The 13,503-nt window shown below is 63.7% G+C and carries 13 protein-coding genes and 1 pseudogene; 6 read left to right on the top strand and 8 right to left on the bottom strand.

Going from position 1 to position 13,503, the window contains the following annotated elements:
• Nucleotides 1-36 precede the first annotated feature (36 nt).
• From RX328_RS41135 to RX328_RS41125, 3 genes are all read left to right on the top strand, one after another.
• Nucleotides 37-954 carry a transporter substrate-binding domain-containing protein gene (locus RX328_RS41135; protein WP_409410881.1) on the top strand — a complete coding sequence of 306 codons (918 nt, stop codon included), beginning with the start codon at nt 37-39 and terminating at the stop codon, nt 952-954.
• Nucleotides 955-1,162: 208 nt separating this feature from the next.
• Nucleotides 1,163-2,803: a lysine--tRNA ligase gene (locus RX328_RS41130; RefSeq protein WP_213254246.1), complete on the top strand. Its 1,641-nt coding sequence runs from the start codon at nt 1,163-1,165 to the stop codon at nt 2,801-2,803.
• A 372-nt stretch (nt 2,804-3,175) separates the two neighbouring features.
• The gene (locus RX328_RS41125; RefSeq protein WP_213254244.1) at nt 3,176-3,958 is read left to right on the top strand and encodes a class II aldolase/adducin family protein; all 783 of its coding nucleotides are present in this window, start codon (nt 3,176-3,178) and stop codon (nt 3,956-3,958) included.
• A 132-nt stretch (nt 3,959-4,090) separates the two neighbouring features.
• Here the strand turns inward: RX328_RS41125 and RX328_RS41120 are convergent, their stop codons facing one another.
• The 3 genes from RX328_RS41120 to RX328_RS41110 are packed head-to-tail and all read right to left on the bottom strand — an operon-like array spanning nt 4,091 to nt 5,256.
• Nucleotides 4,091-4,336, bottom strand: coding sequence for a hypothetical protein (locus RX328_RS41120; RefSeq protein ID WP_213254242.1), 246 nt, complete (start codon nt 4,334-4,336; stop codon nt 4,091-4,093).
• Nucleotides 4,333-4,593, bottom strand: a complete 261-nt coding sequence (locus RX328_RS41115) for a uracil-DNA glycosylase family protein (protein WP_213254240.1) — start codon at nt 4,591-4,593, stop codon at nt 4,333-4,335. The genes RX328_RS41120 and RX328_RS41115 overlap by 4 nt, the downstream gene beginning before the upstream one ends.
• 12 nt (nt 4,594-4,605) lie before the next feature.
• Nucleotides 4,606-5,256: a helix-turn-helix transcriptional regulator gene (locus RX328_RS41110; RefSeq protein WP_213254238.1), complete on the bottom strand. Its 651-nt coding sequence runs from the start codon at nt 5,254-5,256 to the stop codon at nt 4,606-4,608.
• A 185-nt stretch (nt 5,257-5,441) separates the two neighbouring features.
• Between RX328_RS41110 and RX328_RS41105 the strand changes: the two genes are divergently transcribed.
• Both RX328_RS41105 and RX328_RS41100 read left to right on the top strand, forming a co-directional pair.
• On the top strand, nt 5,442-5,786 hold the full coding sequence (locus RX328_RS41105) for a DUF952 domain-containing protein (RefSeq protein WP_213254236.1): 345 nt from the start codon (nt 5,442-5,444) through the stop codon (nt 5,784-5,786).
• The gene (locus RX328_RS41100) at nt 5,783-6,880 is read left to right on the top strand and encodes a quinone-dependent dihydroorotate dehydrogenase (RefSeq protein WP_213254234.1); all 1,098 of its coding nucleotides are present in this window, start codon (nt 5,783-5,785) and stop codon (nt 6,878-6,880) included. Before RX328_RS41105 ends, RX328_RS41100 begins: the two co-directional genes overlap by 4 nt.
• A gap of 135 nt (nt 6,881-7,015) precedes the next feature.
• Here RX328_RS41100 and RX328_RS41095 read toward each other — a convergent pair.
• From RX328_RS41095 to RX328_RS41075, 5 genes and pseudogenes are all read right to left on the bottom strand, one after another.
• Nucleotides 7,016-8,315 (bottom strand): annotated as a pseudogene (locus tag RX328_RS41095) (MATE family efflux transporter).
• A gap of 2 nt (nt 8,316-8,317) precedes the next feature.
• Nucleotides 8,318-9,052 carry an MBL fold metallo-hydrolase gene (locus RX328_RS41090; RefSeq protein ID WP_213254232.1) on the bottom strand — a complete coding sequence of 245 codons (735 nt, stop codon included), beginning with the start codon at nt 9,050-9,052 and terminating at the stop codon, nt 8,318-8,320.
• Between the two features lie 24 nt (nt 9,053-9,076).
• Complete coding sequence (locus tag RX328_RS41085; RefSeq protein ID WP_213254230.1) at nt 9,077-9,379, bottom strand: DUF6460 domain-containing protein; 303 nt, start codon at nt 9,377-9,379, stop codon at nt 9,077-9,079.
• Nucleotides 9,380-9,474: 95 nt separating this feature from the next.
• Nucleotides 9,475-11,328: an ATP-dependent DNA ligase gene (locus RX328_RS41080; RefSeq protein ID WP_213254228.1), complete on the bottom strand. Its 1,854-nt coding sequence runs from the start codon at nt 11,326-11,328 to the stop codon at nt 9,475-9,477.
• Nucleotides 11,325-12,362, bottom strand: a complete 1,038-nt coding sequence (locus RX328_RS41075) for a ligase-associated DNA damage response exonuclease (protein ID WP_213254270.1) — start codon at nt 12,360-12,362, stop codon at nt 11,325-11,327. Before RX328_RS41075 ends, RX328_RS41080 begins: the two co-directional genes overlap by 4 nt.
• Nucleotides 12,363-12,564: 202 nt before the next feature.
• Between RX328_RS41075 and RX328_RS41070 the strand changes: the two genes are divergently transcribed.
• Complete coding sequence (locus tag RX328_RS41070) at nt 12,565-13,491, top strand: class I SAM-dependent DNA methyltransferase (protein WP_213254226.1); 927 nt, start codon at nt 12,565-12,567, stop codon at nt 13,489-13,491.
• The last annotated feature ends 12 nt before the right edge of the window (nt 13,492-13,503 follow it).

Raw genomic sequence — 13,503 nt, 5'->3', positions numbered from 1 at the left:
ATAAGGCCGTGAAATTCCGCAAAGCCATTGCCGAAGATGCCATATCTTAACGTCCAGTTAACCAATGCAAGACTGCATCGAACCATCAGCGCGTGGCTGGTCGGGGTGTCGATCGCGTGCGCGTTGACGGCTGTCGGCGGCAATGCGGCGCAGGCGCAAACCCAGCCCCGTCCGGCCGTCGAGGCGGCTCCGCAGGCGGTGCCCGGCTTCTGGGACCCGCGGCGGCGCCCGGACCGGCCGGACATGTCGCGCCTCACCGTGATCCGGTTCCTGACCGAGACTGATTATCCACCGTTCAACTTTACCGGTCCCGACGGCAATCCCGCCGGCTTCAACGTCGACCTGGCGCGCGCGCTGTGCGACGAGATCAAGATTTCCTGCACCATCCAGATGCGCCGGTTCGAGACGCTGGTCGACGCCATCACCAGCAACCGCGGCGACGCCATCATCGCTTCCATGGCGGTGACGCCGGCCCTGCGCGCAAGGCTCGACTTCACCGATCCCTATTACCGCGCGCCGGCGCGCTTCGTGTCACGGCGTGAGGCCGTGATGCCGGAGGTTCGCCCGGAATATCTCGAAGGCAAGAAGGTCGGCGTCATCGCCGGCACCTCGCACGAGGCCTATCTGAAGGCGATGTTCACCGACGCCGAGATCAAATCCTATCCCAACGACGACGCGCTGCGGTTGGCGCTCAGACGTAGCGAGGTCGACTTTATCTTTGGCGACGCGATCTCGCTCGCGTTCTGGATCAACGGCACCGATTCGGCCGAATGCTGCGCGTTCTCGGGCGGGCCCTTTGTCGAGAGCCGCTATTTCGGCGAAGGTATCGGCATCGCCGTGCGCAAGGGCAATGATCTGCTGCGGACGTCGCTGAACTGGGCGCTGTTCCGGATCTGGGAAAAAGGCCGCTTCACCGATCTGTGGCTGCGGTATTTTTCGATCAGTCCGTTTTGAGGCGCCGTCATTCCGGGGCGATGCGCAGGCATTTCCGGGTCTGGTGCTTGCGCACCATCCCGGAATGACATCGGAGACGTCGTCATTGCGAGGAGCGAAAGCGACGAAGCAATCCATGGCTCAATACGCCGCGAAATGGATTGCTTCGCTTCGCTCGCAATGACGGCTATAACCGGCCGTTTCCCGGCCCCGGAGAGAGCCTCTAAAAATGTCCGTCATCGACCTTGCCGCCAACCCGAGCGATTTGCGCGCGCTCGCCGAACAATCCAACGCCTGGCCGTTCGAGCAGGCCAAGGCCATTGTCGCGCGGCTGAAGAAAAACCCCAAGGACGAGGTGCTGTTCTCGACCGGCTACGGTCCATCGGGCCTGCCGCATATTGGCACTTTCGGCGAGGTCGCGCGCACCACCATGGTGCGCCATGCCTTCCGCGTGCTGACCGAGGACAAGATCAAGACGCGGCTGCTCGCGTTCTCCGACGACATGGACGGCCTGCGCAAGGTGCCTGACAATGTGCCGAACAAGGAGCTTCTGGAACAGCATCTCGGCCGGCCGCTCACAAAGGTACCCGATCCGTTTGGCACCCATGACAGTTTCGGCGCGCACAACAATGCGCGGCTGCGCGCGTTCCTCGACACCTTCGGCTTCGACTACGAATTCGCCTCTTCGACCGAGTATTACACGTCGGGCCGATTCGACGCCGCACTGCTGCGCATGCTGGAACGGCTCGACGCCGTCATGAAGATCATGCTGCCCAGCTTGCGCGAGGAACGCGCGGCGACTTATTCGCCGTTCCTGCCGATCTGCCCGCGCACCGGCATGGTGCTGTATGTGCCGATCGTCGAGCATGATGTGAAGGCCGGCACGGTCTCCTATGACGATCCCGAAACCAAGCAGCGCGCCACGGTGCCGGTCACCGGCGGGCATTGCAAGCTGCAATGGAAGCCGGACTGGGCGATGCGATGGTTCGCGCTCGGCGTCGACTATGAAATGGCGGGCAAGGATCTGATCGACTCGGTCAAGCTGTCCGGCAAGATCTGCGCGGCGCTCGGCGGCACGCCACCCGAGGGCTTCAACTACGAGCTGTTCCTCGACGAGAAGGGCCAGAAGATTTCGAAGTCGAAGGGCAACGGGCTCACCATCGACGAATGGCTGCGCTATGCCTCGCCGGAATCGCTGTCGCTGTTCATGTATCGCGAACCGAAGTCGGCGAAGCGGCTATATTTTGACGTCATCCCGCGCAACGTCGACGATTACCAGCAATTCCTCGACGGCTTTGCGCGGCAGGATGCCAGGCAGCAGTTGCAGAATCCGGTCTGGCACATCCATTCCGGTAAGCCGCCGAAGGTGGATATGCCGGTCACCTTCCAGCTCCTGCTGACGCTGGTGTCGTCGTCGAATGCGGAAAACGCCGAAACGCTGTGGGGCTTTATCGGCCGTTATCGCCCGGGCGTGACGCCGCAGACGCACCCGAAGCTCGACGCGATGGTCGGCTACGCCATCAACTACTATCGCGACTTCGTGGCGCCGACCAAGAAGTTCCGCGAGCCGACCGACAGCGATCGCGCCGCGCTGCAGGACCTGCGCGATGCGCTGTCGCAATTGCCGTCAGGGTCTAGCGCCGAGGACATCCAGAACGTGGTCTACGAGATCGGCCGCCGCGAGCCGTTCCTCGACCCTGTCAAGAAGGGCAAGGACGGCCGGCCCGGTGTTTCGCTCGACTGGTTCAACATGCTCTACCAGGTGCTACTCGGCCAGGAGAAGGGCCCGCGCTTCGGCTCATTCGTCGCGGTGTACGGCATTGCGAACGCCGTGAACATGATCGACGGCGCGCTGGCGAGGAGCGGGTAGTGTTTTCCTTCCCTTCTCCCCTTGTGGGAGAAGGTGGCGCGAAGCGCCGGATGAGGGGTCTGTATCCGCGGACACAGACCCTCATCCGTCCCGCTGCCGCTACGCGTCCATAGCCGATGCGAGCATCGGCGTTCTAAGAGACGGCGGCCATAGGCCGCCTATGCCACCTTCTCCCACAAGGGGAGAAGGGAAGACGTCAAACCGACTGCAGCACGTATCAAGGGTCTGACCAGTCCGCCTACCCTGCAAACCGGGATGGCAGGCCCTCCGCAATTTCAGCCATAGCGGCGCCGGATTGCGCTACACTGCTGCGCATAACAGCCGCCAAAACCCCGCCGAGGGGCCGGCAAAAGCGCATCAGGGAGAAAGCTCATGCAGTTCAGGGTTTCGCCACAGACGCTCAGCGAGTACGGCGCCGAGGAATGGCAGGCGCGGGTCGATCTCGCGGCCGCGCACCGGCTGGCCTTTATCCAGGGATTTTCCGAAGGCATCTTCAACCATCTGACCTTCGTGGTGCCGGGCAAGAGCGACTGCTACTACCAGATCCCGTTCGGCACGCATTGGTCCGAGGTCACGGCTTCCTGCTTCATGGAAGTCGGCATCGACGACGGCGAGATCAAGCGCGGCGAGGGCGAGGTGGAGCGGTCCTGCTATTGCATCCATGCGCCGATCCACAAGGCGCTGCCGCAGGCGAAAGCGGTGTTCCACACCCACATGCCGCATGCCAGCGCGCTGACGCGGCTGGAGGATCCCCGCATCAAGGAGATCGGCCAGACCGAGGTCGGACTGTCGGGCGCCATTGCCTATGACGACGAGTACACCGGCCCGGCGCTCGATCCCGCCGAAGGCGCGCGGCTTGCCAAGGTGATCGGCGACAAAACCGTGCTGTTCATGGCCAATCACGGCATCTCCACGGTCGGACAGACCGTCGCCGATGCCTATGACATGCTCTATTACGTCGAGCGTGCGGCGCAGGTGCAGATCTACGCGATGTGGACCGGGCAGAGGCTGAAGCAGCTTCCAGCGCCCGTGGTGGAGAAAACCAAGCGCGATTACAAGGACGACCATCTCTACAAAGGCCCGACCCCGGCCCAGCGGCATTTCGATGCGTTGAAGCGGATGCTGGATCGGAAAGAGCCGGATTACGCGACGTAGCGCTTCTTCCCTTCTCCCCTTGTGGGAGAAGGTGGCGCGTAGCGCCGTCCGCGGAGACAGACCCCTCATCCGTCTCGCTGCCGCTGCGCGTCAGCGATCCACCTTCTCCCACAAGGGAGAAGGGCTCAGCTCTCACCCTGCCGCCCTGACCGCATCCGCAAACCGGTGCCAGACTTCCGGGCGCCAGCTTCCATTCGCGGCACCCGAGGTCGACGGCAATATCCACACCCTGGTATCGCCGATCAGTTCTAGCTGCTCGCCATAGTCGCGCTTGCCGTCGAAGAATTTCTGTCCGGCCGTCTTGCTGGTGAATGCGAGGAATTGCGGACGAAATGTCGCGATCGCATCGCTCAACCGGGCGCGATCCGCTGCCGTCATTTTGGCAGGGTCGCACGGTCCATGCCCACGCCCGCTTTGACGAGATCCGTCAGTCCGATCCGATGCTGCAGCAGATCGCGATATTGATGCGGCTGCAGCGGCTCCGGCGTCAGCCGCGTCTCGTACAGAATCTTCCAGAACTTGTTCTGCCGGTGCGCGTAGTAGGCTCGCTCGGCGGCGGACGTCGTGCCCGCGGCGGTTCCGCACAACACGATGCGAAGAGAATGTTGCAGCAGGTCGCTCAGCACGTCCGTCACGGAAGGGCAATCCTACTGGCTCGCCCATACGATCCTGGCGATCCAGGCGACGTCGTCGGCCTCAAGCGTGCGATCGGCATGCGCTGGATTGAGCGACTGCAGTTCCAGGGTTTTGGTGGTCCGGCGTTTCAATTCCTTGACCATCACTTCGCCGTCCGATGTCTTGAGCACCACGCGGTCGCCGCGCCGGATCGCCGTGCCCGGCGACACCACGATGATGTCGCCGTCGCGATAGGTCGGCTTCATTGCATCGCCCGAGATTTCCAATGCGTAGGCGTGTTCGTCGCTGGTCGACGGCAGCGCCACCTCGTCCCAGCCCTTGCCGGCGGGAAAGCCGGAATCGTCAAAATGGCCGCCGCCGGCTTGCGCAAGCGCGAGCAGCGGCACCGACTGCTGGCCGCGCGCGCCGTCGCCGATCAATTGCACGAAGGTATCTACCGACGAATTGGTCGCAGCCAGCGCCTTGGAAATGGATTCCGTTGACGGCCAGCGTTCCCGGCCGTCGGCGGCGATACGCTTGGATTTGTTGAACGTGGTGGGATCGAGGCCGGCGCGCTTGGCAAGACCCGAGGGCGACATGCCCGCGCGTTCCGCCAGCCGGTCGAGCGCGGTCCAGATCTGGCTATGGGTCAGAATGCGTTGCGCCTTGGCCTGCCGGGCCATCGAAAATCCCTGAAGCGATCTAGGAATTATTGCCTCATTCGGCCAGTTTGCGCAAACCTTCCAGCCGAACTCTGTGACCGCAGCGCTTGAGTTAGGCGCAGGCCGCCTTTACGGTCGGCCGCCAGCCCGGCCATTTCCGGGAAAATCCCAAGAGACTCAACGACAAGCAGGAAGTCCGGAAAGCCGTGCCAACGATCTATAAAATCACTCCCGCCTCGGCCTGGCGCGAGGCCGAACGGCAGGGAGTCTACCGGGGTAGCAGCGACGATCTGCGCGACGGCTTCATTCATTTCTCGACCGCCTCCCAGGTCGCCGAGACCGAGCGCAAGCACTATTTCGGCCAGAGAGGGCTGTTTCTGGTCGCGGTCGATGCCGACGCGCTGGGCGATGCGCTGCGCTGGGAGCGTTCGCGCAACGACGAACTGTTCCCGCATCTCTACGGCGAACTCGATCTCGGCGCGGTGACGGCCATCCTCGATATGCGCGCGCGCTCCGATGGCACGCACGAGATTCCGGAGCTTCTCCCGTGATCCGCGCGTTCGACGCCTTTTCGCTGCCGCTGTTGCGCTGGTTTGATCCGGAGGATGCGCACCGCATGGCGATCCAGGGCCTGCGGCTGCTGCCGTCGGTCAAGCCGCGCGCCGACGACCACAAACTGGCGGTGCGCGCCTTTGGCCTGAATTTTCCCAATCCGATCGGCATGGCCGCGGGCTTCGACAAGAGCGCGGAAGTGCCCGACGCGCTGTTGCGGCTCGGTTTCGGCTTTGTCGAGATCGGCACGGTGACGCCGAAACCGCAGGGCGGCAATCCGCGGCCGCGGCTGTTTCGGCTCGAGCGGGATGAAGCCGTGATCAACCGCATGGGCTTCAACAATGACGGCGCCGAAGCCGCATTGCGCCGGCTTGCGGCGCGCGCCCACCATGGCGGCATTATCGGCGTCAATGTCGGGGCGAACAAGGATTCGCCCGATCGCGTCGCGGATTATGTCAAGCTGATCGAGACGTTTGCGCCGGTTGCGAGCTATTTCACCGTCAATGTCTCCTCGCCGAATACGCCGGGCCTGCGCAATTTGCAGCAAGCGGCAGCGCTCGACGAATTGCTCGCCAAGGTGATCGACGCGCGCGAACGGGTGCGGAAGAATGCCGGGGATTCACCGGTGTTGCTGAAGATCGCGCCCGATCTCAGCCTCGCCGAACTCGACGACGTCGTGCACATCGCGCGCTCGCGCCGTGTCGACGGCATGATCGTCGCCAACACCACGCTGGCGCGCCCTTCATCGCTGCGCGAGCAGGCCCGCGCGAAAGAGCAGGGCGGCTTGTCCGGACGGCCGCTGTTTCGACTATCGACCCGCATGGTGGCGGAGACTTATGTCCGCACCGAGGGCGCGTTTCCGTTGATCGGCGTCGGCGGCATCGATTCCGGCGGCGCCGCACTGACGAAAATCCGCGCCGGCGCCAGCCTGATTCAGATCTATTCGTCGCTGGTCTACAAGGGGCTTGGTCTCGTCGACGACATCAAAAATGATCTCGCCTCGACCTTGCTGCGCACGGGGCGCGACTCGCTGTCCGAAATCGTCGGCGCGGATGCTGCGACGATCACGGCAGAGGACTGGCCGGTGAGGTGATACTCGACGGATTTTCGTAGCCCGGATGGAGCCAACGGGTCGCGCGAATGCGCGCCCGATGACAGGCTCCGCGCAATCCGGGACAACTTCACCCGCTTCCACGAATATCCCGGATTTCGCTTCGCTGCATCCGGGCTACGCAAACGACTTCCGCAACAGCGTCGGATACCGCAGCGCCTCCAGTCCACCGCGCGCGGCGTAGTGAACCAGTAGCGCGCCCCACAGTCCGGCATTGCCAAACGACCGCAGCGCAAACCACGCGGCGAGGAAGATCACCAGCGAAGCCACCATCAGATTGCGCATGTCGCGCGCCCAGGTGGCGCCGATATAGATGCCGTCAAAGGCAAAGGCGAACACGCCGAGCAGTGGCGCAAAAATCACGAACGGCAGATAGTCGCGCGCGATGCGCCGCACCTCCACGCTTGCCGTCATCACGTCGACAAACGTGGGCCCGAACAGCAGGAAACAGGCGGCGACCGCGAGCGCGAAGCCAAAGCCCCACATACCGACGAGCTTGACGGCGCCTGCGAAGGCCGCCTTGTTGCGGGCGCCATAGGCCCGGCCGCAGAGCTGCTCGGCGGCGTTGGCCAGGCCGTCAAGGAAAAACGCGCCGAATAGCAGAAAATTGTTAAGCACGGCATTGGCGGCGAGCGTCAGATCGCCGGCACGTGCGCCCTGTGCGGTGAAGAACAAAAATGCTGTGATCAGCGACGCGGTGCGGATCATGATGTCGCGGTTGACCGAAAGCATGCGCATCAGCTTGGCCCGGTCGAACAGCATCGCGCGAAAGGTGGCGGGCGATCAGCAAGCCGAGCATCAGGCCTGCGGCTTCCGCCATCAGCGCGGCGATTGCAGCGCCGGCAATTCCGAAGTCGAGCGCCAGCACGAGCACGACGGTCGCCGCCACGTTGATGAGGTTGATCGTGATCTGCGTGCCGAGCGCCAGCTTGGCCCTGGCCTGCCCGACCAGCCATCCCAGCACGACATAATTGCCGAGTGCCAGCGGCGCCGACCAGATCCGGATGATGAAGTAGGTTTTCGCCGCGCGCGTGACGCCCTCACTGCCACCCATCGTCTTGAGCAGAATGGTGGCGAGCGGGATCTGCAGAACGATCAGCACCGCGCCGACCAGTGCCGCGACGATCAGCCCGCGTGCCAGGATAGCGCGCAGTTCCGATGTCTCGCCGGCGCCGAGTGATTGCGCTGTAAAGGCGACCGTGCTCATGCGCAGGAAGCCGAACAGCCAGAACACGCAGTCGAACAGCACCGAGGCCAAGGCCACGCCGCCGAGCAGCGTGGCGTCGCCGAGCCTGCCGATTGCGGTGGTCGAGACGATGCCGATCAGCGGCGTGGTCAGGTTTGCGACCATCGCGGGACCGGCGATGGCAAACACCTGTGCTGTCGTGACTTTCGATGGAGCCAGGGGCGAATGCATACCTAGAGCTCGACGACCATGTCGTCATGGGCGGCGGTATAGGGCAGTTCGCCCAGCCGCCCGAGCATATCGTCGCTCATATGCGTTAGCACCAGCCGTTTCGGGTTGATATCGGGCAGACGCGCTGCGAGCGTTTTCAGGCTGAGATGGTTCTTGACGATTTTATCAAAGTAATATGCCTCGGCGACGAACAGATCGGCGTCGCGCCCCGCCGGGATCAGCGTCTCCGTCCACTCGGTGTCGGCGCTATAGGCAATGACGTGGCCCTCCGCCTCGACGCGATAAGCCAGGAACGGCCCACCGGATTCGCCGTGAACCACCGGATAGGGCGTGACCTTCACCTCGCCGAACGTGCAGCTTTGCTCCGGTTCAAGCGCGACGACCGAGAGATCAAAACGCTGTTTTGTCTTGGAGGAATGCTCGAATAGCGCTTCCATCAGGTTGGCAAGTTTCGCGTCGATGCCTTGCGGTCCGGCAATGACGAGCGGGCGGGAGCGGCGCGTAAATTGTGCATCCAGCAGCAAGAACGGCAGGCCGCCAAAATGATCGCCGTGGAAATGCGTGATCAGGATCAGATCGATCGCCTCGCGCGCGATGCCGAGGCGCTTCAGCGCCGGCAGCGACGACGCGCCGCAATCGATCAGGAAATTGACCCTGCTACCCGTGACGTGAAAGCAGGTATTGTACCTGCCGCCGGAGCCGAGCGCGTCACCGCAACCGACAAATTGCAATTGCATCGGCTGCCACCGCCCAACGAGTGACTAGCGCCCGCGCGGAGCGCCGAACAGCCGCGACAACAGCCAGATCGGGATCACGATCACGGCGCCGAGCAGGAAATAGCGCCACAGCCAGTTGACGGCGTCAAAACCGAGATCCCACAGCCGCTGGAACAGCATGCGGATACTATGCACGATGTTCCAGGGATCGAAACCGATGGCGGCGAGCACCACGCCGACCAGGATCGACAACAGGATCAGCCGGAACGCCACCGACAGCGGCGAGCCGCCGAGAAAACGGTACAGGCCGTCATTGCTGGCCGGCAGGTCTCTGACGTCGTTGGGCATCGGTTTCTCCTCGCGGGTCGGCCCATTATAGGCACGGCGGGGCACATGGGGAACCCGTTGATGTCGGTCAATGGCCGCCATACGCCCCAGGAATGTTAATTTGCTGTCACGTCCTTCAGCATCCGCTCCAGCGTCTCCAGCCGGTCGGCCTCGCGCGGCGGCTTGTCCCAGCGCAGCCGGCTGATTCGCGGAAACCGCATTGCGATGCCGGATTTGTGCCGCGGTGAGCGCTGCAGTCCCTCGAAGGCCACTTCCAGCACCAGGCCCTGGTCCGGCTCATGCACGACATGGCGGACGGGACCGAATTTTTCCGTGGTGTTGCGCCGGACGAAGCGGTCGATCTGCAGCAGCTCTTCGTCGGTGAAGCCGAAATAAGCCTTGCCGACCGGCACCAGTTGCTCGCCCTCCTCGCCATTGGTCCAGACGCCGAAGGTGTAGTCCGAATAATAGGACGAGCGCTTGCCGTGGCCGCGCTGCGCATACATCAAGACGGCGTCAATGATGTGGGGATCGCGTTTCCACTTCCACCACTGCCCCTTGGGTCGGCCCGGCAGATAGGGCGCGTCGCGGCGCTTGAGCATCACGCCCTCGACGGCATCAGCGTCCTCTCCCGCGCCGGCATTTGCGGGATCGGCGCGCGCGGCCATCAGCGCGTCCCAGCTATCGAAGGCAATCGTCGGCGATAAATCGATGCGCGGGTCGTTCAGTTTCCTGACGAATTTCTCCAGATGCTCGCGGCGCTCGACAAACGGCAATTCCCGTAGGTCATTCTCGTCATCGCCGAGCAGGTCGTAGGCGCGCAGGTGAATCGGGAAATCCTTGATCAATTTCGGTGAGACCACTTTCCGGTTCAGCCGCTGCTGCAGCACGTTGAAGGTCTGCACCCGTCCCTCGCGCAGCACCAAGAGCTCGCCGTCGATCGCGCCGGGCAGATGCAGTGACGGGACGAGATCGGGGAAGCTTTTTGTAATGTCCTCGCCGGTGCGCGAATAGAGCCGTGCCTGCATGTGTCCGCGCTCGTCGCGGCCGGCGACCGCCTGCACGCGAATGCCGTCCCATTTCCATTCCGCGATGTAATCGGCCGGATCGAGACTGGCGAAATCCGTATCCTCGATCGCATGCGCCAGCATCACCGGGCGGAACGGCGCCGGATCGCGGTTGACCGGTTTTTCGTCGCGGCCTTCCAGCCAGGCAAACAATTCGAGATAGGGCGGCGACAGCCCCGGCCAGATCAGTTCAATCTCGTGCGGGTCCTTGTCGCCGAGCGCGGCCGCGGCCGTTTTCGCCAGCCGCGCCGAAACTCCGATCCGCATCGCGCCGGTGACGAGTTTTAACAACGCCCAGCGGCCGGTCTCGTCGAGCTCGTCAAGCCAGCGCGCGAGCTGTCTTGGCAGTTCGGTCTTGCCGAGCGTGCGAAGGGTGGTGACGACTTCGGAGAGAGTTGGAGGCGGCGGGTTGTTGTGGTTTCGCGGTCGGAGCTCATCATTGAGACCACCCGTGGGATACCCCTCTCCCTGCCCCTCCCCCGCAAGGGGGGAGGGAACGGAGAGAGTCTTTGCTGCGGCTTTGGAGTTATCTTGCGATGATAGACCAGCACCCAACTGCGCTCCCTCCCCCCTTGCGGGGGAGGGCTGGGGAGAGGGGGGGCCCAGCAAAGACTCGTCATGATGAACCGCCCCCTTCGGCCACATCAGCGCAACCGTCTCGGATAAGTCGCCGACATAATCGTAAGACAGCCCGAACAACACCGGATCGGCGCGATCCATAATCAAATCACGAATCAGCCCCGGCTTGGCATGCTTGAACGACAGCGCGCCGGTCAGCGCCGCCAGCGCGTAGCCGCGGTCGGGATCGGGGGTGTCGCGGAAATAGGCCGTGATCAGCCGCAGCTTGTTGTTGCGGCCGGGCTCGTAGGCGAGACGATCGAGCAGTTCGGCGAAGCGGTTCATGCCTCGGCCTCGTCGACCGTGACCACCTCGTGCTCTTCCTCATCGCCGTAGCCGACCAGATCGAGTGGCCGTGCGGCGAGCCCGCGCGTTGTGCACCAATGCACTAGTGCGTCTTCTTGCCCATGCGTGACCCAGACCTCGCCGGCGCCGGTGGCCGCGATGGTCGCGGTCAGGCCGTCCCAGTCGGCGTGGTCGGATATCACCAGCGGCAGTTCGACGCCGCGCTGTCGGGCGCGCGCCCGCACCCGCATCCAGCCCGAGGCGAACGCCGTGACCGGATCGGGGAAACGCCGCGTCCAAATATCAGAGGTGGCCGTCGGCGGCGCCAGCGTGATGGTGCCGGCAAGGTCGGCCTTCTTCATGCCCCTCACCAGCCGCAGCTCGCCGAGCGCGACGCCGCGGCTCTCATAGTAGCGCGTGATCCCTTCCATCGCGCCATGCAGATAGATCGGCGCGTCGTAGCCCTGCTCGCGCAGCAGCGCGATCACGCGCTGCGCCTTGCCGAGCGAATAGGCGCCGACCAGGTGCGCACGTTCCGGAAACAGCGCGACCGAGGCGAGCAGCTTTTTCACCTCATCCGCCGCGTCGCCATGGCGGAACACCGGTAGGCCGAACGTGGCCTCGGTAATGAAGACGTCGCAGGGCACCACCTCAAACGGCGTGCAGGTCGGATCAACGGCGTCCTTGTAATCGCCGGACGCAACGATGCAGAGATCCTTGCAGGAAACGGCGATCTGTGCCGAGCCCAGTACGTGGCCCGCCGGGTGAAACTTGATCTTGACGTCGCCGAGGCGGATCTCTTCGCCATAGCGAATCGCCTGCGTGCTGCCCGCAAAATTGTCGCCATAGCGCAGCCGCATCATGTCGAGCGTTTCCTGCGTGGCAAGCACGGCGCCATGGCCGGGCCGGGCGTGGTCGGAATGGCCATGGGTAATCACGGCGCGCTCGACCGGGCGAACGGGATCGATATGGAAGCCGCCCGGCTTACAGCACAGGCCGGCGGCAACTGGCAACAGGATGTCGTGCGGACGCATTCCGGTTATATAGGAGGCCTTACGACGAATTTTACCTGTCATGCGCGGGCTTGACCCGCGCATCCATCTTTTGAACAGTCTACTTTTACGATGGATTGCCGGGTCCCGGCTACGCCAAGGCTTCGCCGGGCACTCTAGTGTCAGGCCGGCGTAGCTTCAGCGAAGTCGGCAAGCCCTGCAATGACTGATTTTGGTTCCTGAAATGCCTGCCCGCCTGTTTCTGTCCTCCGGCGATCTGATGGCCGACCGCCGGTTCGAATTCGCGCGCGACCTTCAATTGAAGGGCGATCTGCCCGCCGCTGCCGATCTGCTCATGCAGGCGATCGAACTGGCGCCGAACTTCAGCTCCGCCTGGTTCACGCTCGCCGATATTCGCGAGCAGCTCGGTGAGCGGGAGGCGGCTGTTGCCGCGTTCCGCAAGGCCCTGGCCAGCGATCCCGGCGACCGTCACGGCGCCGGGCTTCGCTTGATGCGGCTCGGTGCCGAGCCATTGGCCGGCATGTCGCGGGCCTATTTGCAAACTCTTTTCGACCAATATGCGCCGCGGTTCGAAGCTTCACTAGTCGGCGATCTCGGCTATCGCGGCCCGGCGCTGCTGTTCAAGGCGGTGTTGTCGGTGCGATCAGCGGCGCGCAAGCCGGCATTCTTCAAGCGCGCCATCGACCTCGGCTGCGGCACCGGGCTCGCGGCGTCGGCGTTTGCCAGGGAAGTCGATCATTTCATCGGCATCGATCTGTCGCCGCGCATGATCGAGCGGGCGCGCGGTACAGGGCTGTACGGAGAATTGGAAGTCGCGGATATATTGCAGGGCCTGCGCGCAAGACCAGACGCCAGCGCCGATCTCATCCTTGCCGCGGATGCCATGGTTTATGTCGCCGATCTCGCAGCCGTACTGGCGGAAGCCGCGCGTGTGCTTGCGCCGGGTGGCCTGCTTGCTTTCACCGCCGAGACCCATGACGGCGAAGGCGTTATCATCGGCCACGGGCTGCGCTACGCCCATGCTGCCGCTTACGTGCGCGCGTCGGTCGAGGGCGCGGGCCTCAAATTATCCCTGCTGGAAGATCGTTCCGCCCGCAATGAGGACAACGCTCCCGTTCCCGGTCTGGTCGCCGTCGCCGCCAAAACTTGAGTCTAGACGCTA

The organism is Bradyrhizobium sp. sBnM-33 (genome assembly GCF_032917945.1).
GTDB lineage: Bacteria > Pseudomonadota > Alphaproteobacteria > Rhizobiales > Xanthobacteraceae > Bradyrhizobium.
This window is presented reverse-complemented; position numbering and strand designations above follow the sequence as displayed.

What these genes read in the sequence shown, in the direction of transcription:
- RX328_RS41135 (WP_409410881.1), top strand. Translation starts at nt 37, where the DNA reads ATGCCATATCTTAACGTCCAGTTAACCAATGCAAGACTGCATCGAACC.
- RX328_RS41130 (WP_213254246.1), top strand. Translation starts at nt 1,163, where the DNA reads ATGTCCGTCATCGACCTTGCCGCCAACCCGAGCGATTTGCGCGCGCTC.
- RX328_RS41125 (WP_213254244.1), top strand. Translation starts at nt 3,176, where the DNA reads ATGCAGTTCAGGGTTTCGCCACAGACGCTCAGCGAGTACGGCGCCGAG.
- RX328_RS41120 (WP_213254242.1), bottom strand. Translation starts at nt 4,336, where the DNA reads ATGACGGCAGCGGATCGCGCCCGGTTGAGCGATGCGATCGCGACATTT.
- RX328_RS41110 (WP_213254238.1), bottom strand. Translation starts at nt 5,256, where the DNA reads ATGGCCCGGCAGGCCAAGGCGCAACGCATTCTGACCCATAGCCAGATC.
- RX328_RS41090 (WP_213254232.1), bottom strand. Translation starts at nt 9,052, where the DNA reads ATGCAATTGCAATTTGTCGGTTGCGGTGACGCGCTCGGCTCCGGCGGC.
- RX328_RS41085 (WP_213254230.1), bottom strand. Translation starts at nt 9,379, where the DNA reads ATGCCCAACGACGTCAGAGACCTGCCGGCCAGCAATGACGGCCTGTAC.
- RX328_RS41080 (WP_213254228.1), bottom strand. Translation starts at nt 11,328, where the DNA reads ATGAACCGCTTCGCCGAACTGCTCGATCGTCTCGCCTACGAGCCCGGC.
- RX328_RS41075 (WP_213254270.1), bottom strand. Translation starts at nt 12,362, where the DNA reads ATGCGTCCGCACGACATCCTGTTGCCAGTTGCCGCCGGCCTGTGCTGT.
- RX328_RS41070 (WP_213254226.1), top strand. Translation starts at nt 12,565, where the DNA reads ATGCCTGCCCGCCTGTTTCTGTCCTCCGGCGATCTGATGGCCGACCGC.